The sequence below is a fragment of the Sphingomonas sp. YR710 genome (assembly GCF_900101455.1).
Taxonomy (GTDB): domain Bacteria; phylum Pseudomonadota; class Alphaproteobacteria; order Sphingomonadales; family Sphingomonadaceae; genus Rhizorhabdus.
On the sequence record NZ_FMZJ01000019.1, the window covers coordinates 1 to 26940 of the forward strand.

Below are 26940 nucleotides of genomic sequence, written 5' to 3' on the forward strand. Positions count from 1 at the left end.
TCGGCAAACTGCTCGATCACTTCCCTTCCGCTGAGTGTGCAAACTACATCCGCGGTGCGGGCTATGCGTCAATATGAATCAGAAAGACTCTAAGGAAGATGCCGTTCGAACGGTCGGCGTGGAGCGCATTGTTAACCGGTAGGTTTTGGTCGCTTAATGGCAGGGATGTTCGAACCCAGTCGTTCGCGGGCGGGACCCGGTGCGACCGCCTTTGGTCGGTACCAGAATGTCCGCAGTGGCGAGCGAATTCATCGAGCGCATTGCTGCCTGACCAACCCACGCAGCCAGCGATGCGCCGGGTCGGCATCAAGCCGCGGATGCCAGAAAAGCGAAACGGTGAACGGCTTGAGGGGCAATGGCACAGGGAAGGTGTGAAGGCCTGACCGAAGCCCGGCGGTGTGAATCTCCGGAACCGTCGCGATCAGGTCCGACCCGCGCGCCAGAGCCAGCGCCGCAGCAAATCCGTCGACCGTTGCCGCGACCTGCCGTCCGAGGCCGCGCTCGCGCAGGTGGTCATCAACCCCGCCCAAGTCTAAGCCGGGCCGCCAGGCGACGACGTGACCCCAGCTGGTGTAGTCGGCTGACGTGACGGCGCGCCCACCCAATGGATGGTCGGGGCGAACCACTCCGACATAGCGATCCTCAAACAGCGCTTGGCTGCGGACCTCGGGGCCGATGGTTTCATCGACAACGCCTGTCTCGAGATCGATCGAGCCGTCGCGCAGCCCGCGACTGTCCTTGTCGAGTTTGCGGAGGAAGCGCAGTTGAACCTGCGGCGCCTGCATCTGTACCTCTCGGGTCATGGCGGCCCCGAAGGTCTCGGCGATGCCATCGCTCGCGCGCAGCGTGAAGGTCCGGGAAAGCGATAGCAGGTCCAAGGCGCCTGTTGGCCGCAGAACTGCCTGCGCCTCTTCGACCAGCCGCCGGACCTGCCCGCGCATGGCGTCGGCCCGCGGCGTTGGCACCAGCCCGCGTCCGGCTCGAACCAGCAGAGGATCGCCGGTTACCTGCCGCAGTCGGGCCAGTGCCCTGCTCATGGCAGACGGGCTGAGCCGGAGCTTGTCCGCGGACCGGACCACGCTGCCTTCCGAAAGCAACACGTCGAGAGTGTGGAGGAGATTGAGGTCTGGCAACGACATACCTCTATCGTAGCAGCCTAGGCGCATTTGGCATAGCATCAGATGCAACAATAGACTGCAAACGCTGCGCGTTCCGCCCTGTCTGGTCGAGGCGTATCTCCGGCTGCGCGGAAACGGAGATACGAAAATGACGACGAATTCCTTGGACAGGTTCGTAGCCGGTGTGGCGGCCGCATGGGGGCCGCTTGATAGCGCATTGGCGGCGCGGTGCCGGCAGATGATGGCCGAACTGACATTGGCGCCAACCGGCGAGCCGTGGCTCGACTCCCTGCATCGCGACCGTCCCGTGTCACGAGAACTGCATCGCGATGGCGAGCGCGGCTTCATGCTGCTGGCGCACGCCGAGCAGTCTGGCCTTTATCGCCCGCCTCACGATCATGGCCGAAGCTGGGTTGTCTATGGCGTCCAATCTGGTGAACTAGAGGTCGCAACGTATGCCCGGATCGCCTCGCCGGACGGGACGGTGCGGCTGGTGCGTCGGGAAATGCATGTTCTGAGGCCCGGCGATGCGCGCGCCTACTTGCCGGGCGACATCCACGACACCCGCTGTCTGTCGAGCGAAGCCATGCTCCTGCGCTTCACCGAGCGCGACCTGCGCGACGACAACAGCATCGTCCGGTACGTAGAACAGGACGGCGAATGGCTGGCGCCCTCCCAATGAGTGGCGGAGACCTTCGCCGAAGTGTCGGCGTGTTTGCTGTGCTCGCTGCGATGGCGCTGGTGGTGCTCGACGCCGGCATCGTCAACGTCGCATTGCCCACCTTGGCCTTGGGATACCACGTGCCCGCAGCCGACGCCGTCCAGGTCGTCGCGGTTTACCAGGTTGCACTGGTTGCCCTTCTATTGCCTTGTGCCCATGCCGCTGCGCGCGTCGGCCAGCGACGGCTTTTCTCGTTGGGCATTGCCGCGTTCTGCGGCGGCGCAGTCGCCTGCGCGTTAGCGCCCACGCTGTGGCTGTTGCTGATGGCCCGGTCGATTCAAGGCGCAGGGGCCGCCGCGGTCATGTCGCTAGGGATTGCGCTCCTGCGCGCCACGTTAGGTGAAAAGCGGTTGGCCGATGTGGTGGCATGGAATGCGATGACCGTTGCGCTGTGTTCGGCGGCCGGGCCGGTTGTCGGCGCGCTAATTCTGGCTTGGGCGCCGCTACCGGTCTTGTTCCTCGCAAGCGCTCCAGTGGGCGTGGTTGCATTCGTCGCTTCGCGCGCCCTGCCCAAAGTGGCAGCCGAAGGCGGCGGCCTTAAGCCGATCCACATGGCGCTCTACGTCGCTGGAATCGTGTCAGTGTTCGGCGTCATGCGCGTGGCGACTATGGAGCCGGCCGCCGCCGGACTGGTGGTATTGTTCGCGATAGGATGCCTGGTCCTGCTCTTGGCGATCGATCGCCCGGCGTCATCACCGTTCTTGCCGCTCGACCTGATGCGGCTGCAGACGTTCCGGCGGACGAGCCTGGCGTCGGTTTGCTGCTTTACCGGCCAGTCCCTCGGTTTGATCGGGCTTCCGTTCCTGATCGTTGCCGAAATGGGCCTTGGTACCAAGGTAGCGGGCACGGTCCTGTTCTGCTGGCCCGCGTCGGTGGCGATATCGAGTGCCATAGCGCGCCGCGGTGCCGGGCGGGCGGGCCATGCGGTGCAGGCAGCAATTGGGGCATTCACCATGGGCTGCGGGTTGGCGCTATGTTGGGCAGACGCAATGCTGGGCATCATCTGGCTGCTCGTGCCTGCAGCCGTGTTGTGCGGCGCCGGGTTCGGCCTGTTCCAACTCGCCAACAATCGCGCCATGTTCGGGGCGGCGGCGCCAGCGCGCGCAGCGGCCGCGGGAGGTGTGCAGAGCACCGCGCGGCTTACCGGCCAGGGTCTTGGGTCCATGGTGATGGCGGGCGTTCTGGCGTGGCAGGCAAATCCACTTGGCGCGACGCGAACCGGGTTTCTAGTGGGGGCAGGCTTCGCGCTTGTTTCTGGGCTCGTGAGCGGGACTGGAACTTTTCGAGGACGGTCAAGGTCGGGCGGTGGGTGATAGCGCAATCCTAACGCTGCTTTGAGTTCCTCCTGTTGTTTCCCGTTCAAGTTGGGGACGTCGCAAAAAGGAGCGAAATTCGCTGGCCAGGATTGGAACGCGGAAGCCTGTCCTTCGCCATCAATGCGGGTATGGCGCAGTGGACTATCGGTGCTGTGACGTGTCAAACCTTCGCGGAACTGCCAACGAATGGCGGGTTTCGTCTGAAGCTGCCTTTGACGGCCCGGCCGACGAACGACTGACCTTGGTCGTCAGCTCCTGCATATGTCGTCCCGGCCGAATGTCGGCTTTCTCAATTCCGATACTGAAACCTGCCAGTCCGCAATCGGCCCAATTCTCGCCATCGACTCCGCGGCGGGCAGTAAGCAGCGCTCACGCGCCGCCGCTCCCGAATTTCCAGACAGGAATGCCAAACTTCTTCGCCTTGTCCGCGAGATTGTCCTGAATGCCCGTGCCGGGGAACACCATCACGCCGATCGGCAGGATGTCGAGCATCGCATCGTTGCGTTTGAACGGCGCGGCCTTGGCGTGCCTGGTCCAATCGGGCTTGAAGGCGATCTGCGGCACCTTGCGGTGGTCGGCCCATATGGCGGCGATGCGTTCGGCGCCCTTGGGCGAGCCGCCGTGTAGCAGCACCATGTCGGGATGCTTGGCGTGGACGCGGTCGAGCTTGTCCCAGATCAGGCGATGATCGTTGAAGTCGAGCCCGCCGGTGAAAGCGATCTTGGGCCCAGCAGGCAAGAGCACCTCGTTGGTCGCCCTGCGCCTGGCGGCGAGGAAGTCGCGGCTATCGATCATGGCCGAGGTCAGGTTGCGGTGGTTGACCTTCGATCCGGATCGCGGCCGCCAGGCCGAATGGGTGTGGCGCTCGAATTGATCGGCGGCCTGGTCGCGGAAGAATTCCATGCTGTCGCGGCGTTCGATCAGCGTCTGGCCCTCGACGGTGAGGCGCTCGAGTTCAACCGAGCGGATTTCGGAGCCGTCCTGCTCCTTCTGGCCGCGCTTCTGCGCCTGCTCGTTGTCGTCGAGTTCGCGCTCGATCTGGCCGACGGTGCGGTGAAAGAGATTGACGGTCGACCAGAGCAGATCTTCGAGGTCGGGTTCGAGGCGGGTGTCCACCAGGGTGACGATGAGGGCGTCGAAGATGTCGGCGACGGCGCCTGCGACGGTCCGGGCTTCGGGCAGCGGCCTCGGGTCGGGTTCGTCCTGGAAGGGGCGATAGCCGTAGAGCTGGAGTTCGGCGAGGACGTGATCGGTCGGGGATGAGCTGTGCGGCGGCTCGTAGCCGGTGTCGTGATGTTCGGTCGTCATGGCGCTTTCCTTCGTCGGATCGACCGCGCCCATCGCGGCCTTCATGGCGACGAAAGGCGGCGGACGGACCGGGCCTGCATCCGGAGCGGAGCGAAGGGCCGAAGCGTAGCGGAGGATGGCCGGGGCCGGCTATTTTGCCTCGCGATGTAAAGGCGGGCTCGCCCGCCGACGGAAAATAGTCGGCCATCCGCCATTGCCGGGCCGGGCCGTTTGCCGCAAAGGTCGCCCTCTCAGAAGGCCGTGGGCGCGGTCCTCTCCGACAGGGCTGGAAGCACCGTAACCGAATTCGGCATGAGACCGGCGCCGCCGTGGACGTCATTTCCTGTGCCGATTCACGCCGCCAATTCCGTGAAGCGAGCGACGTCCTCCGGCGCGATCTGCATCCGCAAACTTGCCCGTAGCGCATCGACGCCCAGCGTGCGCAGATCCTCGTTGAAGTCACCCAGTCGTGGCGACAGGGCTATCGCCTCGATCCCGGCCTCGATCGCCCGGTCGATCAGGCTCGCCATGGCGCCGTCCCCGGCCGGATCGTCGTCACGGGCGATGTAGAGCCGGCGCAGTGCGGCTGGGAACAGGATGGCGGCGAGGTGTGCGGCCGAGAGCGCGGCCACCATCGGCATCGTCGGCAGGACGCATCGCAGCGACAGCATGGTCTCGATGCCTTCACCGGCCGCCAAAACGTCGCGCGCCACATCGAAACGGACGGCATTGCCCAGGAGGTTGCCCATCGCCCGTCTCGGCGTGTCGATCACCGCCTTGTCCCGAGCCAATTGGTCGAGCCAGGTGCGATGTGCGCCGGTGATATTGCCGGAGGGGTCGGTAACGGCTGCGATCATCGCTGGCCATGTCTCGGTCGCTGAATACTCATCCGGACGGTAGTAGCAGCGTGGGTGGAAGCGGAGGCTTCCGGTTCCGTGCAAAGCCGTGATGCCGCGTTTCCGTAGATACGATTCTACGATTGTGCCCGTAATCGGCTGCGACATCGCGAAGAGCCGTCGTGCGGCCTCCGGGGATCCTGCGGGTGCCGATGCCGGGCGTCGTTGATGGTCCGGGTCGGGCTCGGGATGCGGCAGGCTCAGGAAGGTTCGGGCCTCATCGGCGACGCCCTTGAAGTCGATCAGTCCGCAGCTTTCGCGGATCACATCGAGGAGATCGCCATGTTCGCCCGTGGCGGCGTCGGTCCACTTGCCCGCAGCACCCCTGCCAGAATCGGCTCCCTTCAGACGGACGAACATTGAGCGGCCCGGCGTGTTTCGGACGTCGCCGACCAGCCAGTAGCGGCCTTGGCGGTGACCGTTCGAGAGATAGTGGCGGCACACGGCCTCGGCCTGAGCCGCCAGCCGGCTTGCGAGATCTGTGGCGGGTTGCATCGCACCTCCCAGACGAAAAGGGGGCCCGCCGCTCCCGACGGGCCGAGTAGTGGACGGGGGTGGTCCTTCAGCTATTCCGCCGCGATCGCGTGCGTAACGATCCCGGTTGCCCCATCTTCGGCCTGTGGCTCGGTTTCCGCCATGGCCGTTTCGCCGCCGTCGTCCGCCTTCTCTTCTCCGTCCCGATCGGTTGCCGGGTCGGTCTCGGTTGGCGACGTGTCGTCGAAAATCACGACTGGGCGGCCGGGCGTGCGCAGCGGTTCCGGAAGCCATCCGGAGCCGGCGAGCAACTCCTGCGCCTTCTCGGCCATGTCGCCCTTTTTGAGGTGCTCGATCCGATCGCCGGCGCGTGTGCCCTTCGCTTCACGAACGGCAGCGAGGATGCGTGCCTTGGTCACACGCCCCAAATAGGTATCGACGGTCGGCTCCCATCCGGCGGCCACGATGTCGAGTTCGACAGCCCGCGCGAGTTCGTCAGCATGGGCGAGCGCGCGAGGCCGACGGTTATACGCCTCGTAAACGGCGTTGACCGACAGCGACACGCAATGCGCGAACAGAGCTTGACGGCTGTCGCCATCAAACACCTGCAGGACATTCCACAATTCGCCGGGTTCTTTCGGAAGTGCCGCGACCCAGGTCTGATGACGGTCATCGAATGCGATGGCTAGGCTGCTGTCGTTCAGGCCCGGCGCCTGCGCGCCGAAGCTGATGCTCTTCAGGTCCAGCTCCAGGCAGGTGTCCGAGCCGTAATGATAGAAGGCCCGGAGCGTGAGCGCGTGGAGCGCCGCGAGGAAGGCAACATCCGGCTGTTCGCCGAGCGCGTGTCGTAGAGCCAGTGTGCGATGGGCGGTCAATTCGGACATAAGGCGGTCCGGGATCGGCTTCGAGTCTTCGTCCTCCTCGGGCTCTGCCGCGGCCTCGATCGTTCCGGTGAGCTGATCACCCTGATGCTCGGCCCGCGCCGCGATCACGCCGCCAACCTCCTCGATCTTGGGATCACCTTCCGGCTCGATCGGGCGTTCGTCTTCGGCGCGAACATAGCCCCGCTCGACTCGCAAATTGCCCGATCCGTCGATGCTGACGAAGGCGCCGGCACGCCCGATTTCCTCGGGATCGAAGACCATCGGGCGATCATCGAGTGCGCTGATCGCAGTCTCGATCTCGCACAGCCGAGCGTCGACCTCGTCGGGCAGGACTTCGGCATCGGCATAGGTTTCCTCCAATCCGCCCAACTCGGCTTGAAGGGCGTCACGGGTGGCTTGTTCCTCCAAGGTGAGGGTGGGCCGCTCGCCACGGAGGTGACGCAGGCCGTAGGTGTGGCCGTAGGGGAAGTCCGGCGCGACCTCGATCCACTTCCAGCCTTCAGCGGCGATCGCGTCGGATTGGTCACGCAGCTTCTCGGCGACCAGCATATCGAGAAGGCCAACATCCTGCAGCCAACCGCCATCGTCGCCCTGGAACAGATCGCGCATCACGACGCCGCCGGCTTCGGTATAGGCATCCAGGCCGACGAATTGCGCGCGCTTGTCTGCGGCGCGCACCGCGCCCTCGGTCAGCATGCGGCGGATGACGTACGGCTCTTTGCTGTAGCTATGGGCCAGATGCTCGAACGCCTGTTCCTGCCGCTCATGGTCGCCGTTGACGGTGAACGCCATGAGCTGATCGAGGGTCATGCCATCGGCGGCATAGATGTCGAGCAGCTTGGGCGAGACCGAGGCCAGACGCAGGCGCTGCTTCACGACCGACACCGAGACGAACTGATTGGCGGCGATTTCCTCCTCGGACATGCCCTTCTCGCGAAAGGCCAGGAAGGCGCGGAACTGGTCGAGAGGATGAAGCGGTGCGCGTTGGGTGTTCTCGGCGAGCGAGTCTTCCTCGGCGAAGCCGCCTTCGCGGACGACGCACGGAACCGGCGCGTTCCTTGCGAGGCGCTTCTGCTTCACCAGCAGTTCGAGCGCCCGATAGCGGCGCCCGCCAGCCGGTATCTCGAACATGCCGGTCTCATTGCCGTCCGCATCGCGGATCGGCCGAACCGTAATGCTTTGCAGCAGCGTCCGCCGGGCAATGTCTTCCGCCAGTTGCTCGATCGAGATGCCAGCCTTGATCCGCCGGACGTTCGCATGGGAAATGACGAGCTGGTTGAAGGGGATGTCGCGCGATGACGACAGGGTGATTTTCTTGGATACAACAGCCATCGGAATAACCTCCGCGACGGGTGGCCGAAAGCCTCTCTCTCGGCCTCCAACCCGTCACGAAGCTGCGGCCCCCCTCTTACTCTGAGAGGCGAGCCGCAGAACCGAACAGCAGGAAAGGCGTAGAACCGGAAAGCCGTGAAGCCGGCTCAGGCGGTGCTGTCGAGCAGTTTCTTCGCCCTGGCTTCGAGGTCGAGCCGCGCGTCCTGGTGTGTCTTGTCGCGCGCCATCGCGGTGATGCCCTGGACGAAGTCGAAAATGCTTTCGGGTTTATGGCCTTCCTCGGCGAACACTGTCTCGATGATCTTGGTGGTCTCGACCTTGCCGAAGCCACGCTTGCGCAGGAAATCGGTGCGGTCTTCATCGGAGCGCGCGACGATCCGCGCACGGGCGGCCTTGATGTCGTTGATGAAAGGCATCGGCGATGAATTGGCGAAGCGGGTCAGTGCTGGCGCGGCTTCGTGGGCGAAGCGCGAGGCGGCATATTTCGAGTGCCGGATCGTGATTTGCTCGAAATCCTCGACGCCCCAGAGATTGCGGTTCTGGCACACGGCGCGGAGATAGAAGCTCGCCATGCCGAGCGTCTTGGCACCGACCTCCGAATTCCAGCAATAGAAGCCGCGGAAATAGAAGTCGGGTGAGCCATCAGGGAGGCGGCCGGCCTCGATCGGGTTGAGATCGTCGACCAGGAAGAGGAAAACGTCGCGATCCGAAGCATAGAGCGTCGTCGTGTCCTGGGTGACGTCGACGCGGGGATTATAGACGCCGGTCGACCAATCGAGCACGCCCGGCACTTTCCAGCGCGTGTCGCCCGTGCCGTTGCCGGCGATACGCTGCACGGCGGCGACCAGTTCGTGGTCGTAGATGCGGCCATAATCCGGGCCGGTGACGGCGCGCAGCTCAACACGCCCATCTTCGATCTCAAATGTTTTCACCTGCTCGGCGCGGTGCGATGTCAGGCCGTATTGCAGGTTGATGCCGGCGAGCGGCGCGGGAAGCTGGCGCAGATACGCCGCCGGCGCGCCGATCAGGCTTGCGAGCTGGCCGAAACTCCAATGTGTCGGCGCGATGGGCGCATTCGCCCCCGGTAGTACCAGCGCCAGTCGTTCCGGATCGTCTCGGCTCGCTTCTACGCGGATCGCCGCGCTCTCGACGGTCCGTGTGCGACTGCGCTCTGTGCGGTTTCGCACGGCGGCGAACAGGTCCGACAGGGAGAGGTAGCGCTCATCCGCTGGCCGGGAAAACCATTCCGACGATACACGGCCGATCCGCTCGCCGCGACTGACATCCACCTTGTAGCCACCCGCGCGGTTACGAGCGGCGTCCAGAATCTCCATTTGAGTCATGGGTCGTCTCCATGACGGGCGTCGGGAGCCTCTCTCCCAACCTCAACCCGTCACGGGAATCCGGTCCCCACTCTCACTCTCAGTGTCCGCCACCACGGCCTCCTGGCCGGCTCGACGCGCGAGATCAGTCTCCGACTGGCGCGTGAACCGCGGGGCGGTCGCTCCGACAACCTTGGGATTTGCCAGCGCCGTCATGTTGCTCCGCTCCCCGTCCAGCAGTTCCTGAATTCTGGTCGCAACCGCGTCAGCGGCCGAACGCAGGAGTTCGTCGATATGAATATACCCCTGAGTCACGCCGCGCTTGCCGTGACCAAGCAATCCGGCGATTGTGAGTTCGGAATATCCAAGTTCGCCGGCCACGCTTCCGAAGGTATGTCGGAACACATGTGGCGTCACTCCGTCAAGTCGAGCGATATGGCATAGACGGGCGACGAGATCCGGCACCTGCTTGTAGTGGCTGTCAGTCCTGTCCGATGGAAACACAAAGGGGTTTCCGGCGAGTTCAGGCTGGTCCTTCAGCAACCGCAGCGCAGGCTTGCCGACAACACGAACCTGCCCGCCACTTTTGGTGTCGGGAAAAACCACGCACTCAGCGTCCTGATCGATCCAGCTATGCTGAAGCGATTGGGCTTCCATCAGGCGAAAGCCCGTCAGGAGGATGAGGCGCACCGCAGCCAGGCCGCCGGGATGATCGCCCTGCGCGGTCGCCTGCCGCATCGCTTCGCCAAAAACGATTAACTCGCCGGCGCTCAGCCGGCGTGTCCGCTGATTTGAGGCTAGACGGCGGACGCCACGGGCTGGATTGTTGTCGATACGACCAAGTCTGACGGCATGCTCAAAAATGGCGTGCAGCGTGGAAATAGTTCGCGAGCCGGCGCCGACGCCCCCGACCGTATCTCGTCCTCGTCCCGTGCCACGCTTCTTCGATGACTTGCCGGTCGCAATATCGGCCTGCATGGAGGCGATCTCGGGTGCCGACAGGGAGCGAACCTTTCGGCTTCCGATGAGCGGCTTGATATGTCGCTCGATCCGGCTTCGATCCATCCTGAGCGTGGAGGCCTTGATCGGTCGACGACGACGACCCAGCAGGCGGCCGCTCTCGGCCTCGCCCAAATACCAGTCGCAGATTTCCGTGACCGTGGGCGCCCCGCGCGCCGTTCCGCGTTCCCGTACAGGATCACCGCCTCGCGCGATTTCTCCGAGCTTGGCGCGCGCTTCGTTTCTCGCCTGCTCGACCGTCAACACGCCGTATCGACCGAGGACGATCCGACGGCTGCGCCCATCTTCGTTTCGATATTGTAGCATGAACGCTTTGAGGCCGGACGGGAGGACTCGCACTCCAAACCCGCGCAGTTCGCTGTCCCAGTGATATTGTTGGCCGGTCTTCGGCACCGGCAGCCCATCTACACGGGATTTTGTCAGCTTGGACATATCGCCTCATCGTCTCAGTCAATGCTGACAATAGCATTGAGTGCGAGCTTTGTCAGCAAAATGTCAGCGCACGATATCGCAGAGTCGGTCGTATCTGGCGCAGTGTGGCGTATTCGGATACCTAAAGACATGCGGAATATCGTGGATTTTATACACTCAGCGCACTAACGGCGATCATGCCGATCATCTTGGTAAGGCTGAGGTCGTGAGTTCAATCCTCACCGGCAGCACCATTTTTCCGTAGATCAGAATTTCCCCGACGGGGGCCGCCTGCGCGTTTGAGCGGAACCTTGCTCAATTCGGACCCGGCGTAAGGGCCGATCGCCCAAGGAAGCTTGTCATCCGTATCCATATATCTATAAAAGCAGATATATGGATACGGATTCGGCCATTTCGGCGCTCGGTGCGCTGGCGCAGGGCACCCGGCTCGACGCATTTCGCCTGTTGGTCCGCCACGAGCCCGATGGGCTGGCGGCGGGGGAGGTGGCGCGCCGCCTGGATGTGCCCCAGAACACGATGTCGGTGCATCTTGCGACGCTCGCGCGGGCGGGGCTGATCCGCGCCGAGCGGCGCAGCCGCGTGATTAATTATCGCGCCGATCTCGATCGGCTGAGGGCGCTGACCCTGTTTCTCGTCCAGGATTGCTGCGGGGGCAGACCGGAGCTGTGCGCGCCGCTGATCGCCGAACTCACACCCTGCTGCTGATGGAGCCATGCCTTGTCCGTCGATATTATCATCTACCATAACCCCGAATGCGGCACGTCGCGTAATGCGCTGGCGATGATCCGCAATGCGGGCATCGAGCCGCATGTGATCGAATATCTGAAGACGCCGCCGTCGCGGGAAATGCTCGTGTCGCTGACAGGTCGCATGGGCATCGCCCCGCGCGCGCTGTTGCGGGAAAAGGGCACGCCATTTGCGGAGCTGGGACTGGGCGATGTCACGCTCGATGACGATCGGCTGATCGACGCGATGATCGCGCATCCGATCCTGATCAATCGGCCGATCGTGGTGTCGCCGCTCGGCGTCAAACTGTGTCGCCCGTCCGAAGAGGTGCTCGGCCTTCTCCCGAATGCGCAGCAGGGCGCCTTCGCCAAGGAAGATGGCGAACAGGTGATCGACGCCGCCGGCCATCGGATCGGTAGATGACAGTGGCATCGACTCCGGCAAAGCCGGCAATCAGCTCGTTCGAACGCAATCTCAGTCTCTGGGTTGCGCTGTGCATCGTCGCGGGCGTCGCGCTTGGTTTTGCGCTGCCGGGGCTGTTCGCCGTCATTGCGTCGGCCGAGGTCGCGCGGGTCAACCTGGTGGTGGCGGTCCTGATCTGGCTGATGATCATCCCGATGCTGCTCAAGATCGATCTCGGCGCGCTGGGATCGGTAGGCCGGCATTGGCGCGGCGTTGGTGTCACCCTGTTCATCAACTGGGCGGTGAAGCCCTTTTCGATGGCTCTGCTGGGGACGCTGTTTCTGGGCTGGCTGTTCCGGCCGCTGCTACCGCAGGCCGAGATCGGTTCCTATATCGCCGGGCTAATCCTGCTCGCGGCAGCACCTTGCACTGCGATGGTGTTCGTCTGGTCCAACCTGTGTGACGGCGATCCGAACTACACGCTGAGCCAGGTCGCGTTGAACGACGTCATCATGGTATTCGCCTTCGCGCCGCTGGTCGGCTTGTTGCTGGGTGTCGCATCGATCACGGTTCCGTGGGATACGCTGCTGATCTCGGTGCTGCTGTATATCGTGGTGCCGGTGATCGTGGCGCAGGCTCTTCGCCGGATGATGCTGTCGGCGGGCGGCCAGCCGGCACTCGACCGGATGCTGGCCCGGCTGGGGCCGGTATCGCTGGCCGCATTGCTGACGACGCTGGTGTTGCTGTTCGGTTTTCAGGGCCAGGCAATCATTGCCCATCCGCTGGTGATCGCCTTGATTGCGGTGCCGATCCTTATCCAGGTCTATTTCAACGCCGGCCTCGCTTATTGGCTGAGCCGCAGCTTCGGTGTCGCCTGGTGTGTCGCTGCACCCGCCGCATTGATCGGCGCCTCGAATTTCTTCGAACTGGCGGTCGCCGCCGCGATCAGCCTGTTCGGCCTGAACTCGGGGGCCGCGCTGGCGACGGTGGTGGGCGTGCTGGTCGAGGTGCCGGTGATGCTGTCGGTGGTCAGGATCGTGAAGGCGAGCCGCCCCTGGTATGAGCGCCGGGCCCGCGGATGATGTCACGTCTTCGTCATCTTTCCGATCCCCAACATCTGCCCGCGCTCGATCGCACGATCATCCGTCCGAACCTTGCGGCCGGCCTCGGCGCGCACGATCATCCGCCGCGCATTCTGTTGCTCTACGGATCATTGCGCGAGCGAGCGTTCAGCCGGCTCGCGATCGAGGAGGCGGCACGTCTGCTGATCCTGTTCGGGACGGAGGTTCGGATCTTCGATCCCCGTGACCTGCCATTGCCCGATCAGGTGAAAGGCGACGATCATCCCGCCGTCCATGAACTGCGCGAACATGCGCTCTGGTCCGAAGGCATGGTCTGGTGCAGTCCGGAACGGCACGGCCAGATCACCGGCATCATGAAGGCCCAGATCGATCACCTGCCGCTCGAGTTCGGCGGTATGCGGCCGACCCAGGGCCGGACCCTCGCGGTCATGCAGGTTTCAGGCGGCTCACAATCGTTCAACGCGGTGAATACGTTGCGACTGCTCGGCCGCTGGATGCGGATGTTCACCATCCCCAACCAGTCGAGCGTCGCGATGGCATTCAGGGAATTCGATGAAGCCGGCCGCATGCGCCCGTCGAATTATTATGATCGCATCGTCGACGTGATGGAGGAACTAGTGCGGTTCACCATCCTTACGCGCGGACATGTCGATCAGCTCGTCGATCGCTATTCGGAACGCAAGGCTGCGGCGATCCGGCGCGACGAAGCGGGCGACCTGGCCGCCCGCTCCATCGACTGATCCGGTCCGGTCAGGGGCCTTCGTTGAACGGCGCTGCACCGAGCTCGACAAAGTCGCCACCGGAGCCGTCGGCGGCGCCGATCCGGAATCCGACTTTCAATCGCACCTGATAGTGCGCAACCCGGCCGTCTTCGATGTGGCCGCGCGTTTCCAGCACTTCGAACCAGCGAAGGTTGTAGAGCGATTTCGATGCGCCGCCGATCGCCGACTGGATCGCCGCTTCGATGCCATCGGGCGAACTGCCGACCAGTTCGATGACTTTGTACAGATGATCGCTCATTGCGTCCTCCTTGTGGATATCAGGCCGATATGGGGTGAACGTCCAAACACGCATTCGGGTCACCGCTAAAATCATGGGCAAGCTGTTCGAGGGCGGGTATGCCGACGGGCGGCTTGGCCTGCCACGGCACGAAGAACAGCCGGCGGGCCAGCGATCCGCGCACGCGATTGATCTGCTGCTGCTCGCCGAGACACCGCTGCCGTAGCAGCGTGTCGCGTACGCCCGCGGCTAACAGGCTCTTGTTGATGATCCAGGCATAGGGTTCGATCTTCGCGCGCCGCAGGTCATCCTGAAGCAGGCTGGCCTGCGTTACCGGCGTGGTTTCGGCCAGGCTTACCAGCAGGATATGCGTATAATCGGGATCCTGCAGCCGCATCAGCGGTGTCGTGATATGGCCGGGGAGTTCCTGCAACGCTGATTGCCGCATCATCTGGCGATGATAGGCGCCCGTCGCGTCCATGAGCAGCAGGCTATGGCCGGTGGGGGCGGTATCGAGCACGACGAATTTGCTCCGGGCTTCGGCTACGATGTGTGAGAAGGCGTGGAAGACGGCGACTTCCTCGGTACATGGCGATGCCAGATCTTCGCGAAGCAGTGCGCGGCCTTGCGCATCGAGCGTGTTGCTTCTCTGCGCCATGATCTTGGTGATGTAGCGCTCGGTTTCGAGCTTAGGGTCGATCCGGTCGACCCTGAGACCGGGTATTTCGCCGGTGATCGTCATCGTAAGGTGTGCAGCCGGATCGGTCGTGCTGAGATGGACGTGATGGCCGCGTTGAACCAGGCCGAGGGCAATGGCCGCGGCGATCGTGGTCTTACCGACGCCGCCTTTCCCCATGACCATGATCAGTCCTTTGCCGTCCCCTGCCAGTTGATCGATCAGCCGGTCGAGGCCTGGCAAATCGTTGGGCTGGGGCATCGGATCGGCGGAATCCGCGCCCGCCGCCGATCGCGGGCGGGGTTGCAAAAGTTGCCGCAGGGCATCGACGCCCATCATGTCGAAGGGGTGCAGCGGAATATCATCGCGCGGCAGCGCACCGAGTGCGGGTGGCATATCGGCCAATGCCCGCCTTCCCTGATCCTCCAGCGAGGCCGCGATTGTGTCCGAAGGATCGCTGGCGCGGAACAGGCCGTTGACGACGACGCGCTGGTTGGCCACGCCGAGCGATAGCAATTCGGTCGAGGTTCGCGCGGCCTCGGCGATCGCGGCGCATTCGGCGCGGGTCACGAGGATGACGGTCGTGGTAGCGGGATCGCACAGCACCGTCATGGCGGCCCGGAAGTGTTCCTCCTGCATTTTGAGCCCGGAATGCGGCCCGAGACAGGACGCGCCCTGATCGTTGCTTGCCAGAAATCCGCTCCATGCCTTCGGCAGGCTTAGCAATCGCAAGGTGTGTCCCGTCGGCGCCGTGTCGAAGACGATATGATCGTAGCGACCATCATCGTCGGTGAGGCGGCCGGCAAATTCATCGAACGCGGCGATCTCGGTCGTGCATGCGCCGGATAATTGCTCCCGAACGGCTTCCTTTTCCCGATCGCTTGTGCCGGGCTCCATCTGCGCGAGTACGCGCGCTCGATATGCTTCCGCGGCGACGGTCGGATCGATGTTGAGAACGTCAAGGCATCGCGTGCCGGGAACGGCCACCGGAAAATTGCCGAGCGGTACGTTCAATATCGAGTCGAGATTCGATGCCGGATCGGTACTGACCAGCAGCACGGTTTGGCCGCGATCGGCGAGCGACAAGGCTGCAGCGCAGGCGACCGAGGTTTTGCCGACGCCCCCCTTGCCTGTGAAGAAGAGAAAGCGAGTCGGCATATTCAGGAACCGGGGCCATTCGCGCAGGGTCTCGCTGCTCATCGTTTCGCCTGTCATTTTGCCTGGATCGGCATTCGCCGCCACTTGGCTCTAGTAGTCCGCGATAAGCCGAGATTTACGTATTCGTCCTGATATCAGCATCGGGCTCGGGGCAGGGCGATGGTTCTTCCTGCCGGGATCCATTGGAAGCAGTGACTGCCGGCTAGCCAGCAGCCCTATGTCTCCTGTCGGACGTTGGCAGTCGTGGCTGCTCGCCTTTCATCTCGCCGGTGTCGCGTCACAATCGCGGTTTGAATTTGGAGACGCGCATCCATATTGGGGGCGGACTGCGTGGAGTGTGTAGATGGCGAAGATTGCCTGGGGCAAGATATTGGCAGGTGTCGCTGCTGCGACCGTTGCGGGGGCTGCCTACGTCTATCTCAAGGATCGATCGGCGCGGACCGCTGTCTATGAGGCGCTGCTGAGCGAGGGGGCATTCGAGATTCGTCAATATCCGGAACTGCTCGCGATCGAAACGGTACAGCATGGATCGCGGGATCGGGCACTCGGCAACGGTTTTGGCTTGCTGGCCGACTATATGTTCGGTGAAACGCGCGGCGGCGACGAAATCCCGATGACGGCACCTGTTCTGGCACTGGCATCCAAAGAGGGTGGCTGGATCGTGCGTTTCCTGTTGCCGGAAGATATGACTGGCGACCGCCTGCCCGACCTTCCCCATGGTGTCAGTTCCATCACCCTGCCGTCGCGACGTGTCGCTGCCGTAAAGTTTTCAGGAAAACCGGACGACCGCCTGTTTGCCGCCAGGGAAGCAGAGCTGCGGAGGTGGATTTCAAGTCGGGACCGAAATGTAGTGGGGCCCGCTGAGCACGCCTACTATAACTCACCTTTGCGGCCCGGGCCAATGCGGCAGAATGAAATACTGATACCGTTGGCTTGAGAACGGACAATTGTGGGCGGTGGAGCTCATTCCGGTTTGGTTATTATCGCCATTTTGAAACGTATAAGTAACAATGTGTGTATTTTCGCAAAAACGCCTCGACTCCCTTGCCTCATCATTTTTGCCGCAGGGGTGTAGTGCGCTCGCCGGGCCGCAGCGATGTCCGCATCCGGAACGTCACTGGCGTGAGATGAGGATGCCAATGGATCGTAGGCGTTGAAAATTATCGGCAAATTCTAGGGGGTGAAGTCTGACGCCACTGTTGCATAAATGCCACGAAGCAGTGGAATGCAACAGGGAAAGCCGAATATTCGCGGTACGACCGAAATTTTTTCAAATGTGAAGAAACCCTTTCCGAGAACGCACGTTTACGCCGTGTCTGTGAGGGGTTCCATGTGCTGCCGAGTAACGATCGGCACTCCATTTACCCCGAACAGGAACAGATGCGTGCTTGCACGTGTTTGGGTTAATGGGTTAGGTGGAAGTAGTTCCTTTCGGGGACGAATTTGAAAGGGGAATGATATGCGCAAGCTTGCCTTGATGGCAGTGCTCGCTTCGACCGCGATGGCCGGGCCAGCCTTAGCTAAGGATAAAGCCTGGTACGCCGGTGTCGAAGGCGGCGGGATGATCCTGGAAGATCTGAATTTTGACATTGCCGGCGTCTCGAACGTCGCCACGGCCAATGCCAAGACCGGATATGATGTCGACGGTATCGTCGGTTATGATTTCGGTATGTTCCGCATGGAAGGTGAAGTCGGTTACAAGCGTGACCGTATCACCAGCTATTCGACGACAGCTGCACGCACGCCTGCCAATATCGGCGGCGCTGGCGCACCTCCGGGAACCTATAATGATGCTTCGGGCAAGAACTCTGCCCTGAGCTTCATGGTCAACGGCTTGCTGGATTTTGGCTCGGATGAGGGCTTCTCCGGTTATATCGGCGGTGGTGCTGGTATCGCTCGCGTTAAGTTGGCCAGCTATAACGTCTCTGGTGCGCCATTCCTTGATGATTCGTCCTCACGCTTTGCGTATCAGGCGATCGCGGGCGTGCGTTATCCGGTTACCAGCCATATCGATGTCGGAGCGAAGTATCGTTACTTCCGTGTCGACAACATCAAGCTCGTCGATCGCCTCGGCACCGGCTACAAGACGAGCTGGCGTTCGCATAGCCTGTTGGCCAGCCTGGTGTACAACTTCGGCGAACCGGCGGCTCCGCCGCCGCCTCCGCCTCCGCCGCCTCCTCCGCCCCCGCCTCCTCCGCCTCCGCCGCCGCCTCCGCCGCCGCCAGTGGTTGAAGCTCCGGGTCCGTTCATCGTGTTCTTCGATTGGGACAAGTCGGCGATCACCGCCGAGGCTGCTTCGATCCTCGACAACGCGGCGAATGCCTATGCCACGACCGGCCAGGCGAAGATCCAGCTTGCTGGTCACGCCGATAAGTCGGGTAGCGACAGCTACAACGTTGGCCTTTCGCAGCGTCGTGCCGATGCGGTGAAGGCTTACCTTGCTGGCAAGGGCGTGCCGGATACGGCGATGGCGACCGAAGCGTTCGGCGAAAGCCGCCCGCTGGTCGAAACCGCAGACGGTGTGCGTGAACCGCAGAACCGCCGCGTGGAAATCACGTTCGCCAAGGGCATGTAATCAGCCCCGTCGAACGTTCGATGACTGCAAAATCGGGGTCGATCTTCGGATCGGCCCCTTTTTTTGTGCCATGTAATGATGAATGTTGAGTCGAACCGCGCGCGCAGCGGCTGAGGCGGTTTACAGCAGCTTTTCGATATCTGCGCGGATGGCCTCGGGCTTGGTCGTCGGGGCGTAGCGATCGATGACCTTGCCGTCACGATCGACGAGGAATTTCGTGAAATTCCACTTGATACCCTCACTCCCCAGCAGCCCTTTCGCCTGGCTTTTCAACCATGTGTAGAGCGGATGGGCATCGGCGCCGTTGACGTCGATCCTGGCGAACATCGGAAATTTTACGTCGTAGGTCAGCCGGCAGAAGCTGGCGATCTCTTCGGCGCTGCCGGGCTCCTGCTGACCGAACTGGTTGCACGGGAAGCCGAGTATGGCGAGCCCGCGGTCGGACAATTCCTCGTGAAGTTTTTCGAGCCCCTCATATTGCGGGGTGAAGCCGCATTTGCTGGCGGTGTTGACGATCAGCAGCGCCTTTCCGCGATAGTGATCAAGCCGGACTTCGCTGCCGTCGATCGCTTTGGCACTGAAATCATAGATGCTCGTCATGCGATGTCCCCTCCCATCAGCCTTGTCGTTGCAGGTCGGCAATCCGCTGGCGCTCCTCGGGCGGAATGAGCCCCTCAAGGACATTCCAGAAGCCCGTGACGGCGCCCTGGCCGGCCTGGGCATAAGCGACCGATAGCCGTTCGCGCAAAGCTTCGAACAGTTCGGCCTCCAGCGCCGCGCCCGCGGGCGTTACGCGAAGCAAGCGCTGCCGCCGATCCTCGCGGCCCGGGCGCGTTTCGATCAGCCCTTGTTCGGTCAGGTCGCCGAGCACCCGGCCCAGCGATTGCTTGGTGATGCCGAGCAGGCGCAGCAATTCGCTGACCATGATGTCGGGCTGCCGGGCGATGAAATAGAGCGAGCGATGATGGGCGCGCCCCAGGCCCTGTTTGGCCAGCCCTTCGTCGATGCCGCGGTAGAGGTGGCTATAGCCGAAATACAGCAATTCCACCCCGCGCCGTATTTCCGGTTCGCGCAGGAAAAGGGGGGAGGCGCCGCGATAGGCATCGGGAGAATTTTGGACAGCCATGTTGACGTAATTTGCCATCGCGCCTAACGAAACGCAACGCATTAATCCTGACAGGTAGGACGATGGCAGACGAACCGAATTATGACGATCGCGATGGCTGGATATGGCTTGACGGCAGATTGGTGCCGTGGCGCGAGGCCAATGTGCATATTCTCACGCATGCGCTTCATTATGCATCGTCGGTGTTCGAGGGCGTCCGCGCCTATGACGGCAATATTTTCGAACTGAGCTGGCACAGCCAGCGGTTGCGCAACAGCGCATCGATGCTGGGTTTCGATTTGCCCTGGTCGGTCGAGGAGATCGACGCGGCCTGCATTGAGACGCTGGCGGCGAACAATCTGAAAGACGCCTATGTCCGCCCGGTCGCATGGCGCGGATCCGAACAGATGGGCGTGTCGGCACAGCGCACGAAGCCGCACATGGCGATCGCCGTGTGGTATTGGGGTGCCTATCTCGATCCGGGCGCCAGCGGCCTGCGTCTCGATATAGCGCCCTGGCGCCGTCCGGCGCCGTTTACCGCGCCGGTACAGGCGAAGGCGGCGGGCCTCTATATGATCGCGACGATGTCGAAGCATCATGCCGAGGCGCGCGGATACCAAGATGCGCTGATGTTCGATTATCGCGGCCAGGTTGCCGAGGCGACCGGCGCCAACGCCTTTTTCATCCGCGACGGCGTGCTCTACACGCCGACGCCGGAGTGCTTCCTGAACGGAATCACGCGCCAGAGCGTGATCAAGCTGGCTCGAAAGCGCGGCATCGAGGTCGTCGAGCGGGCGATCTGGCCCGAGGAGCTTGAAAGCTTCCAGGAATTCTTCCTGACGGGCAGCGCAGCCGAGATCGTGCCAGTCGGATCGGCCGGCCCCTGGAATTTCCAGGTCGGCGATCTCTCACGACAGATTCAGAAGGATTATTCCGATCTGGTGCGGGGCAAGCTCAAGCTTTGAGGTAACTAATTCTCCCCGAGCTTGCTTGCTCGGGGAGAATTAGTGAAGTCAGCGGCCGACGACGGAAAGGACAGGCTTTGCCCGTCGTTCGTCGAGTTCGATAAAATCGCGGACAAAGGCATTGGCCGGCGCGCGTTCGATCTCGGCGGGAGGAGCAAACTGCTCGATCTTGCCCTGATTGAGGATCGCCACCCGATCGGCGAGTGCGAACGCTTCCTCGCGATCGTGCGTCACGAAGATCGATGTGATGCCCAGATTGTCGTGGATCGCCCGAAGCGCGCCGCGCAATTCGCGGCGGACCTTGGCGTCGAGCGCACCGAACGGTTCATCGAGCAGCAGGATCTTCGGATTGCGCGCGAGTGCCCTGGCGAGGGCAACGCGCTGGCGCTGGCCGCCCGACAATTGCGAAGGATAGCGATCGCCCAGCCCCGGCAATTGCACGAGTTCGAGCAGTTCGGTGACGCGTGATGCGATCTCGGTCTTTTTCGGGCGCTTCTTCGCTGGCAGCACGTCGAGGCCGAAAGCAATGTTCTTGGCCACCGTCATGTGCCGGAACAAGGCATATTGCTGGAATACGAAGCCGATGCCGCGGTCCTGCACCGGCACATCGGTCACATCCTCGCCCGCAAAGCTGATGACGCCCCGATCCGCATGTTCGAGCCCGGCAATGATGCGTAGCAAGGTGGTCTTCCCCGAACCGGACGGGCCAAGCAAAGCCACGAATTCGCCTTCTGGCAGATCGATGCTAACCCCCTCGAGGGCCGGGAAATTGCCGAAGCGGCGGGCGACATTGTCTATGGTGATGGTCATGTCATCAGTGTCCTGAAGCAGCGAGGGCATCGGCGTGACGCCATTCAAGATAGGATTTGAGGGCGAGCGTTACCAGTGCCAGCAGAGCGAGAAGCGACGCCACTGCGAAGGCTGCCACGAAATTATACTCGTTATAGAGCACTTCGACGTGCAGCGGCATCGTGTTCGTTTCGCCGCGAATATGGCCCGAGACGACCGATACCGCGCCAAATTCGCCCATCGCGCGCGCATTGGTGAGCAAGACGCCGTAGAGCAGGCCCCAGCGAATGTTGGGAAGGGTCACGCGGGTGAAGGTTTGCCAGCCATTCGCACCCAGCGACAGCGCAGCTTCTTCCTCGGAGCGGCCTTGCGCGACCATCAGTGGCACCAGTTCGCGCGCGACGAACGGGAAGGTCACGAAGATCGTTGCCAGCACGATGCCAGGCACCGCGAAGATGATTTCGACATGATGCGCCTGCAACCATGGGCCGAACCAGCCATGCGCACCGTAGAGCAGCACATAGATCAGGCCCGACACCACCGGTGAGACCGAAAAGGGCAGGTCGATCAGGGTGAGCAGGAAATCCTTGCCACGGAAATCATGCTTGGCGATCAGCCATGCGCCGGCGATGCCGAACACAAGGTTCAGCGGCACGGCGATCACCGCGACGAGCAGGGTGAGGCGGATGGCCGCGAGCGCGTCAGCTTCCCTGATCGCATCGAATGCCGCCTGCCAGCCGTTGCGCAGCGCCTCGACGAATACGGCGGCGAGCGGCAGCAGCAGGACCAAGGCAATATAGCCGACGGTCAGCAGCAACAGGCCGGCAAAAAGCCAGCGCGGTGCCTGGAGCGGATCGCGGGTCACAGCCCGATCCTCCGGCGGCTGCGCTCCTGGATGCGGTTGATCAGGAACAGCATGGAAAAGGAGATGATGAGCATCACGACGGCGATCGCCGACGCGCCCTCATAATCATATTGTTCGAGCTGGGTGATGATCAGCAGCGGCGAGATTTCGGAGATCATCGGCATATTGCCGGCGATGAAGATCACCGATCCATATTCGCCGACGCCGCGGGCGAAGGCGAGCGCCGTTCCGGTGACGAGCGCCGGCATGATTTCGGGGAGGACAACCCGGGCGAACACCTGCGCGCGGTTGGCGCCGAGCGACATCGCGGCTTCCTCGACCTCGCGATTCATGTCGGCGAGCACCGGTTCGACGGTTCGCACGACAAAGGGCAGGCCGATGAACAGCAGCGCCACCACGATCCCTTGGGGGTGATAGGCGATGCTGATGCCCAGCTTCGATAGCGGCTCGCCGATCCAGCCGGTGTCGGCATAGATGGCGGTCAGCGCGATCCCGGCCACTGCGGTCGGCAAGGCGAATGGCAGGTCGATCACCGCGGAAAGCAGCCGCCGGCCGGGAAAATGGTAGCGGACGAGCACCCAGGTGATCAGCAGGCCGAATATGGCGTTGAACGCGGCGGCGATCGCTGATGCACCGAAGGTGACGCGATAGCTGGCCAGCGCCCGCGCCGAAAAGGCGACCTCGAAGAAGTGCGCAGGGCCCTCGCCGGCAGACCGGATGAAGACCGCGCTCAACGGGACGAGAACGATGATGACGAGCCAGGCGAGTGTCATCGTCATGGTGAGGCCAAAGCCCGGCAGCACGGATGCTGCCGGGCGTTTGCGGCCCGAGGATATGGCGGCGCTGCTCATGGGATCAGAAATCGACTTGCAGGCGGGTGGCCAGCGCGTCGCCCTTGGCCGTCGTGCCGAAGCGGGTGGCGGGCGTCCGCACCAGCGGCGAATTCTGCCCGTGGAAGCGAATATAGTTCACGAACACGCGCAGATTGGGGTTGAGATACCAGTTGATCGCTCCCGTCCATGTGTCCCCCTTGCGATCGAGCGGTGAAAGGCTGTGATCGGTCAAATCGAGAACGTCATACCGTGCCAGAAGTTCGACGGCGCCCCATTTTCCCGCCGCCGGATTGAAATCGCTGAACGGCTTCACGCGATCGACGACGCCGCTTTTGAAGGTGCGCGATTCGCCAGTGACGAAAAAGCTGCCGAACACATAATAACCATCGAAATTGCCCGAGGGCGCGCTGCCATATTGGTCGACGTGGAGCCTGTTATACTCGCCCTGAACCGAAAACGGGCCGTAAACGCCAGCCGCTTCGAGGCCCCAATAGGTCGCATTTTTTACGCCGGTTTCGGGTGAACCGAACGTCGCGGTGCCGGGCAGGGTGAGGCTGACGAGCAGGCCGCCATCCTCGCGGAAGCCAGGTCGGTCGCCAAGCGTCAGCGTGTTGCCGCCGATGCTGAACGCCTTGAACGCCGATGCGCCAACATGGACGAGCCGATTGCTATCGTTGATCGGTTCGTAAACGATGCGGCCGTTGAACCCATAGCCTTCATCGGGGGTAAGCGCATTGCGCTGCACCGCCTCGCCCGAACCGAACACGCCGAAGGTCGCGTTGATCTTGTCGGTTATATAAGCAGCGGTGACGCCGACCCGGCGTTCGGCACCGACCGCGCCGAAGGCGCTGTTGGCCATGCCGCGTTCGAGGAAGCTGTTGAGCGCATCGGTGCTGTTGGCTTCCAGTCCGTAAGGCGCCTTTTGCTGGCCGACCGTGAATATCCAGTTCTTCACGCCCGTATATTGCACATAGGCATCGAGCAGGTTGACCGTGCCCTTCACGAATTCGGCCTCGATCCGATATTTGTAATTTCTAAAGAAGGTGCCGTCGAAGCCGAACCGCCCGCGGCGAATATCGGTACCGCTATTATAGTCGTAGCCGGCGGGGCCGCGACCGCGAATGGCGGCGAAGTCGATCTGGAGCGTGCCGCGCGGCTTGAAGGTGAAGTTGCCGTTGACGTCGGCGAAGGTGGGGGCGGGCCCCGGCTGAACCGCCCGTGCCGAGCGGACTTCGACCTTTTCAACCCGGTCCTGTGTCGCTGCCGATTGCTCTTCGAGTTCCCTGTTCCGGGCCTCCAGCCGCGCAATCTTGGCTTCCAGCGCGTTGAGACGGTCGAGGACGGCGTCGCCGGTCGGCGCGGGAGCGGCGGCCGGGGCAGGGGCGTCCTGGATCACCGTGTCGATGGTGTTTGTGTTGTCGGGGAAGGCCTGGACCTTGTCGGGAATCGGGGCTTCTTGGGCCATGGCGGCGGCGGGCGCGAGCGCGAGGATCGCGACCCCCGCGAGGAGGTGGTTGCGCATGATGATCTCCCTGTTCGAGATGCTATGTTGGGTGAGGCGACTTAGGTCACCCCGGATTTTGGGGGGAATTGGTGGGGCAAGGGGAAGCCCTCGCCCCTCAGAGCGGCGCTATTTCTTGGCCTCTTCGAGAATCTGGTCGAACAATCCGCCATCGTTGAAATGAACCGTTTGCGCGCGCTGCCATCCGCCGAAATTGGCGATGGTGAACAACGGTACGTTCGGGAATTGCCCCTTATATTGCGCCGCCACCGCCGGATCGCGCGGACGATAATAGTTCCTGGCGATGATCTGCTGCGCGGCCGGCGTGTAAAGGAAGCGCAGATAGGCTTCGGCAGCCTTGCGTGTGCCGTTCTTGTCGACATTGGCGTCAACGACGGCCACGGGCGGCTCCGCAAGGATCGACACCGAGGGCGTCACGATATCGAACTTGCCCTTGCCGAGCTGGTTGACCGCCAGATAGGCCTCATTTTCCCACGCGATCAGCACGTCGCCCTGGCCGCGCTGGACGAAGGTGGTAGTCGATCCGCGCGCACCGGAATCGAGCACCGGGACGTTGCGGAACAGTTTCACCAGGAAATCGCGTGCCTTGAGCGGGGACCCATAGGTCTTCTGCGCATAGCCCCACGCCGCCAGATAGTTCCAGCGGGCGCCGCCGCTTGTTTTCGGGTTGGGGGTAATCACCTTCACGCCGGGCTTCGCCAGATCGTCCCAATCGTGGATCTGCTTGGGATTGCCCTTGCGAACGAGGAACACGATCGTCGAATAATAAGGCGCGCTATTGTTGGGCAAGCGCGATTGCCAATTGGCCGGCAGCAATTTTGCCCGCAGCGCGATCTCGTCGATATCATAAGCGAGTGCCAAGGTGACGACATCGGCCGGGAGGCCATCGATCACCGAACGGGCCTGCTTGCCCGATCCGCCGTGGCTCTGGCGGATGGTGACATCCTGCCCGGTCTGGGCCTTCCAGCTTTTGGCAAAGGCTGCATTGACCGCGACATAGAGTTCACGGGTGGGATCGTAGGAAACATTGAGCAACTGCGCAGGTGCCGCGCCGGCATATGCGACCGGCGCCGCGATCAACGCCGCCATCAGCGATGCCAGAATGATTTTTCGCCTCTTGAGCATATATCGTCCCCTTGTTGATGGGGTGCAGCTTATCTCTACTTAAACGAAAGAGAAGATAGATTTTCTATCTAATGGATAGAGAATACGTATATCTCACAAGATTATATAATATGATCAGTATATTAGAATCGATAGCTTCGTATTCCATCGACATCCACATGTCCGGGCCGCGTTTCCCATCCCGTTATGCGGACGCGCTTTTCGACCAGATCGACAGGGGTACGACGCAGCTCCAGAGTGAAGGTTCCACCCTGGTCACGCCGCAGCACGAAGCCGCCGCCCTCCCGCAGCAGCGTCCCGGTTTCGTCAATGGGGGCGCCTTCGGGCGCCACCTTATAGGGTGGCGCCGATGGCGCGGGCGGCGGCGTCGGGATCGGCGGCGGTGGTGATCGGGCGACCGATCACCAGAATCGATGCGCCCTGATCGAGCGCCTTGCGCGGCGTCATCACGCGCTTCTGGTCGCCGATTTCACCGTCGGCCGGCCGCACACCTGGCACCACGAAGAAACCTTGCGGCCAGATCCGCTTCGCGGCGGCCACTTCATTGCCCGAGCAGACGACGCCATCGACGCCGGCCTCGCGGGCCAATCGTGTCAATCGCTCCACCTGGGCATGCGGATCGCTGCCGACGCCGATGGCGGCAAGATCGTCACCGTCAAGGCTGGTCAGGACCGTAACGGCCACCACCTTTGTCCCCAATGGGGCCGCCGCCTTGGCATCTTCCATCATTGCGCGACCGCCGGCCGCATGGACCGTCAGGATCGCGGGCTTGAGCCCCGCCAGTGCCTGGACCGCCTTGGCGACGGTGTTTGGAATGTCGTGCAGCTTGAGGTCGAGAAAGATCGGCAGGCCGAGCGCGGCCATTTCGCGAATGCCGGTCTGGCCATGAGCCGAAAAAAATTCGAGGCCGAGCTTGATGCCGCCGACATGGTTCCGGACCTGGACGGCAATATCCTTCGCTTTGGCGATGTCGGGCGTATCGATCGCGACAAAGATGGGGCCGCGCATCAGGCCTCCGTCGAAAGGCTGGCGGCGGCGGGCGCCTGCGTTTCGGGGGCCGTGGGAATTTGAACCGCTATGTTACGCTCCATCGTTTCTATCCGTCGGCGCATATGCCATTTCGTGCCCCGATGCAGAGCATAAGGCGGCAGGAAGCCGATCAGCAGGGCGCCCAGCACCAGCACCGGCAATTTGATGTCGGCCTGCAGGCCCGCCCACAGGTTGATCGTCACCGGTGTCCAGTTGCGGAGCGCGAACACCACCGCAATGACCGCCGCTACGACCCAGAACAGCGTCTTAAGAAATTGCATAAGGCG

General features: G+C 62.6%; 26 protein-coding genes and 1 pseudogene. 9 read left to right on the forward strand and 18 right to left on the reverse strand.

The features are described 5' to 3' along the window. Positions 1–248: 248 nt before the first annotated feature. Positions 249–1139: a LysR family transcriptional regulator gene (locus BLS13_RS17830; RefSeq protein WP_093454154.1), complete on the reverse strand. Its 891-nt coding sequence runs from the start codon at positions 1137–1139 to the stop codon at positions 249–251. 127 nt (positions 1140–1266) lie between these two features. Between BLS13_RS17830 and BLS13_RS17835 the strand changes: the two genes are divergently transcribed. Both BLS13_RS17835 and BLS13_RS17840 read left to right on the forward strand, forming a co-directional pair. Further along, entirely contained in the window at positions 1267–1800 is a 534-nt protein-coding gene (locus BLS13_RS17835) for a cupin domain-containing protein (RefSeq protein WP_093454155.1), read from the forward strand. Positions 1801–1829: 29 nt separating this feature from the next. Further along, positions 1830–3152 (forward strand): MFS transporter, encoded by a 1323-nt coding sequence (locus tag BLS13_RS17840; RefSeq protein ID WP_176943664.1) that lies wholly within the window; start codon positions 1830–1832, stop codon positions 3150–3152. A gap of 372 nt (positions 3153–3524) precedes the next feature. Here the strand turns inward: BLS13_RS17840 and BLS13_RS17845 are convergent, their stop codons facing one another. The 5 genes from BLS13_RS17845 to BLS13_RS17865 form a co-directional block, all read right to left on the reverse strand. Next, positions 3525–4463, reverse strand: coding sequence for a DUF2493 domain-containing protein (locus tag BLS13_RS17845; RefSeq protein WP_176943670.1), 939 nt, complete (start codon positions 4461–4463; stop codon positions 3525–3527). A gap of 332 nt (positions 4464–4795) precedes the next feature. Then, positions 4796–5833: a DUF7146 domain-containing protein gene (locus BLS13_RS17850; RefSeq protein ID WP_093454159.1), complete on the reverse strand. Its 1038-nt coding sequence runs from the start codon at positions 5831–5833 to the stop codon at positions 4796–4798. A 71-nt stretch (positions 5834–5904) separates the two neighbouring features. Continuing rightward, positions 5905–8028 (reverse strand): ParB/RepB/Spo0J family partition protein, encoded by a 2124-nt coding sequence (locus BLS13_RS17855; RefSeq protein WP_093454161.1) that lies wholly within the window; start codon positions 8026–8028, stop codon positions 5905–5907. Between the two features lie 146 nt (positions 8029–8174). Further along, entirely contained in the window at positions 8175–9371 is a 1197-nt protein-coding gene (locus BLS13_RS17860; RefSeq protein WP_093454162.1) for a DUF932 domain-containing protein, read from the reverse strand. A 42-nt stretch (positions 9372–9413) separates the two neighbouring features. Continuing rightward, positions 9414–10802, reverse strand: a complete 1389-nt coding sequence (locus BLS13_RS17865; protein WP_093454164.1) for a tyrosine-type recombinase/integrase — start codon at positions 10800–10802, stop codon at positions 9414–9416. Between the two features lie 372 nt (positions 10803–11174). Between BLS13_RS17865 and BLS13_RS17870 the strand changes: the two genes are divergently transcribed. From BLS13_RS17870 to arsH, 4 genes are read left to right on the forward strand one after another with little or no spacing between them, the layout of a single operon-like run. Beyond that, a complete protein-coding gene (locus BLS13_RS17870) occupies positions 11175–11507 on the forward strand; it encodes an ArsR/SmtB family transcription factor (RefSeq protein ID WP_093454165.1) in 333 nt (110 codons plus the stop codon). A 12-nt stretch (positions 11508–11519) separates the two neighbouring features. After that, positions 11520–11951, forward strand: a complete 432-nt coding sequence (gene arsC / locus BLS13_RS17875; RefSeq protein ID WP_093454167.1) for an arsenate reductase (glutaredoxin) — start codon at positions 11520–11522, stop codon at positions 11949–11951. Continuing rightward, positions 11948–13012, forward strand: coding sequence for an ACR3 family arsenite efflux transporter (gene arsB / locus BLS13_RS17880; protein ID WP_093454168.1), 1065 nt, complete (start codon positions 11948–11950; stop codon positions 13010–13012). The genes arsC and arsB overlap by 4 nt, the downstream gene beginning before the upstream one ends. Next, positions 13012–13752: an arsenical resistance protein ArsH gene (gene arsH / locus BLS13_RS17885; RefSeq protein ID WP_093454170.1), complete on the forward strand. Its 741-nt coding sequence runs from the start codon at positions 13012–13014 to the stop codon at positions 13750–13752. Before arsB ends, arsH begins: the two co-directional genes overlap by 1 nt. Positions 13753–13831: 79 nt before the next feature. Here the strand turns inward: arsH and BLS13_RS17890 are convergent. Beyond that, positions 13832–14032: pseudogene (locus tag BLS13_RS17890) on the reverse strand (dodecin); the annotation flags it as partial. Positions 14033–14051: 19 nt separating this feature from the next. Further along, entirely contained in the window at positions 14052–15887 is a 1836-nt protein-coding gene (gene arsA / locus BLS13_RS17895) for an arsenical pump-driving ATPase (protein WP_093454241.1), read from the reverse strand. A 301-nt stretch (positions 15888–16188) separates the two neighbouring features. Between arsA and BLS13_RS17900 the strand changes: the two genes are divergently transcribed. Then, on the forward strand, positions 16189–16782 hold the full coding sequence (locus tag BLS13_RS17900) for an SOUL family heme-binding protein (protein WP_093454173.1): 594 nt from the start codon (positions 16189–16191) through the stop codon (positions 16780–16782). Positions 16783–17304: 522 nt separating this feature from the next. After that, the gene (locus BLS13_RS17905; RefSeq protein WP_093454174.1) at positions 17305–18420 is read left to right on the forward strand and encodes an OmpA family protein; all 1116 of its coding nucleotides are present in this window, start codon (positions 17305–17307) and stop codon (positions 18418–18420) included. Between the two features lie 120 nt (positions 18421–18540). On the opposite strand, the gene BLS13_RS17910 is transcribed toward BLS13_RS17905, so the two are convergent. Both BLS13_RS17910 and BLS13_RS17915 read right to left on the reverse strand, forming a co-directional pair. Beyond that, complete coding sequence (locus BLS13_RS17910; protein WP_093454176.1) at positions 18541–19020, reverse strand: glutathione peroxidase; 480 nt, start codon at positions 19018–19020, stop codon at positions 18541–18543. Positions 19021–19036: 16 nt separating this feature from the next. Further along, entirely contained in the window at positions 19037–19546 is a 510-nt protein-coding gene (locus BLS13_RS17915; RefSeq protein WP_037522909.1) for a MarR family winged helix-turn-helix transcriptional regulator, read from the reverse strand. A gap of 62 nt (positions 19547–19608) precedes the next feature. Between BLS13_RS17915 and BLS13_RS17920 the strand changes: the two genes are divergently transcribed. Then, positions 19609–20490, forward strand: coding sequence for a branched-chain amino acid aminotransferase (locus BLS13_RS17920; RefSeq protein ID WP_093454177.1), 882 nt, complete (start codon positions 19609–19611; stop codon positions 20488–20490). 48 nt (positions 20491–20538) lie between these two features. Here the strand turns inward: BLS13_RS17920 and BLS13_RS17925 are convergent, their stop codons facing one another. From BLS13_RS17925 to BLS13_RS17960, 8 genes are all read right to left on the reverse strand, one after another. Then, positions 20539–21300: a sulfate/molybdate ABC transporter ATP-binding protein gene (locus tag BLS13_RS17925; protein WP_093454179.1), complete on the reverse strand. Its 762-nt coding sequence runs from the start codon at positions 21298–21300 to the stop codon at positions 20539–20541. Between the two features lie 4 nt (positions 21301–21304). Then, on the reverse strand, positions 21305–22144 hold the full coding sequence (gene cysW, locus BLS13_RS17930; protein ID WP_093454180.1) for a sulfate ABC transporter permease subunit CysW: 840 nt from the start codon (positions 22142–22144) through the stop codon (positions 21305–21307). Further along, on the reverse strand, positions 22141–22995 hold the full coding sequence (gene cysT / locus BLS13_RS17935; protein WP_093454182.1) for a sulfate ABC transporter permease subunit CysT: 855 nt from the start codon (positions 22993–22995) through the stop codon (positions 22141–22143). Before cysT ends, cysW begins: the two co-directional genes overlap by 4 nt. Positions 22996–22999: 4 nt before the next feature. Continuing rightward, positions 23000–24499: an OprO/OprP family phosphate-selective porin gene (locus BLS13_RS17940; protein WP_093454183.1), complete on the reverse strand. Its 1500-nt coding sequence runs from the start codon at positions 24497–24499 to the stop codon at positions 23000–23002. A gap of 108 nt (positions 24500–24607) precedes the next feature. Continuing rightward, positions 24608–25624, reverse strand: a complete 1017-nt coding sequence (locus tag BLS13_RS17945) for a sulfate ABC transporter substrate-binding protein (protein ID WP_093454185.1) — start codon at positions 25622–25624, stop codon at positions 24608–24610. 122 nt (positions 25625–25746) lie between these two features. Next, positions 25747–25956, reverse strand: coding sequence for a DUF5818 domain-containing protein (locus BLS13_RS21125; RefSeq protein ID WP_093454186.1), 210 nt, complete (start codon positions 25954–25956; stop codon positions 25747–25749). A 1-nt stretch (position 25957) separates the two neighbouring features. Then, positions 25958–26632, reverse strand: coding sequence for an orotidine-5'-phosphate decarboxylase (pyrF, locus tag BLS13_RS17955; RefSeq protein WP_093454188.1), 675 nt, complete (start codon positions 26630–26632; stop codon positions 25958–25960). Continuing rightward, positions 26632–26934, reverse strand: a complete 303-nt coding sequence (locus BLS13_RS17960; RefSeq protein WP_093454189.1) for a LapA family protein — start codon at positions 26932–26934, stop codon at positions 26632–26634. The genes pyrF and BLS13_RS17960 overlap by 1 nt, the downstream gene beginning before the upstream one ends. Positions 26935–26940: the final 6 nt, after the last annotated feature.

Bases quoted from the DNA above. Each gene is read 5' to 3' on its own strand.
- BLS13_RS17830 (WP_093454154.1), bottom strand. From the start codon at position 1,139: ATGTCGTTGCCAGACCTCAATCTCCTCCACACTCTCGACGTGTTGCTT.
- BLS13_RS17835 (WP_093454155.1), top strand. From the start codon at position 1,267: ATGACGACGAATTCCTTGGACAGGTTCGTAGCCGGTGTGGCGGCCGCA.
- BLS13_RS17845 (WP_176943670.1), bottom strand. From the start codon at position 4,463: ATGACGACCGAACATCACGACACCGGCTACGAGCCGCCGCACAGCTCA.
- BLS13_RS17850 (WP_093454159.1), bottom strand. From the start codon at position 5,833: ATGCAACCCGCCACAGATCTCGCAAGCCGGCTGGCGGCTCAGGCCGAG.
- BLS13_RS17855 (WP_093454161.1), bottom strand. From the start codon at position 8,028: ATGGCTGTTGTATCCAAGAAAATCACCCTGTCGTCATCGCGCGACATC.
- BLS13_RS17860 (WP_093454162.1), bottom strand. From the start codon at position 9,371: ATGACTCAAATGGAGATTCTGGACGCCGCTCGTAACCGCGCGGGTGGC.
- BLS13_RS17865 (WP_093454164.1), bottom strand. From the start codon at position 10,802: ATGTCCAAGCTGACAAAATCCCGTGTAGATGGGCTGCCGGTGCCGAAG.
- BLS13_RS17870 (WP_093454165.1), top strand. From the start codon at position 11,175: ATGGATACGGATTCGGCCATTTCGGCGCTCGGTGCGCTGGCGCAGGGC.
- arsB (WP_093454168.1), top strand. From the start codon at position 11,948: ATGACAGTGGCATCGACTCCGGCAAAGCCGGCAATCAGCTCGTTCGAA.
- arsH (WP_093454170.1), top strand. From the start codon at position 13,012: ATGTCACGTCTTCGTCATCTTTCCGATCCCCAACATCTGCCCGCGCTC.
- arsA (WP_093454241.1), bottom strand. From the start codon at position 15,887: ATGAGCAGCGAGACCCTGCGCGAATGGCCCCGGTTCCTGAATATGCCG.
- BLS13_RS17900 (WP_093454173.1), top strand. From the start codon at position 16,189: ATGGCGAAGATTGCCTGGGGCAAGATATTGGCAGGTGTCGCTGCTGCG.
- BLS13_RS17905 (WP_093454174.1), top strand. From the start codon at position 17,305: ATGCGCAAGCTTGCCTTGATGGCAGTGCTCGCTTCGACCGCGATGGCC.
- BLS13_RS17910 (WP_093454176.1), bottom strand. From the start codon at position 19,020: ATGACGAGCATCTATGATTTCAGTGCCAAAGCGATCGACGGCAGCGAA.
- BLS13_RS17915 (WP_037522909.1), bottom strand. From the start codon at position 19,546: ATGGCTGTCCAAAATTCTCCCGATGCCTATCGCGGCGCCTCCCCCCTT.
- BLS13_RS17920 (WP_093454177.1), top strand. From the start codon at position 19,609: ATGGCAGACGAACCGAATTATGACGATCGCGATGGCTGGATATGGCTT.
- BLS13_RS17925 (WP_093454179.1), bottom strand. From the start codon at position 21,300: ATGACCATCACCATAGACAATGTCGCCCGCCGCTTCGGCAATTTCCCG.
- cysT (WP_093454182.1), bottom strand. From the start codon at position 22,995: ATGAGCAGCGCCGCCATATCCTCGGGCCGCAAACGCCCGGCAGCATCC.
- BLS13_RS17940 (WP_093454183.1), bottom strand. From the start codon at position 24,499: ATGCGCAACCACCTCCTCGCGGGGGTCGCGATCCTCGCGCTCGCGCCC.
- BLS13_RS17945 (WP_093454185.1), bottom strand. From the start codon at position 25,624: ATGCTCAAGAGGCGAAAAATCATTCTGGCATCGCTGATGGCGGCGTTG.
- pyrF (WP_093454188.1), bottom strand. From the start codon at position 26,632: ATGCGCGGCCCCATCTTTGTCGCGATCGATACGCCCGACATCGCCAAA.
- BLS13_RS17960 (WP_093454189.1), bottom strand. From the start codon at position 26,934: ATGCAATTTCTTAAGACGCTGTTCTGGGTCGTAGCGGCGGTCATTGCG.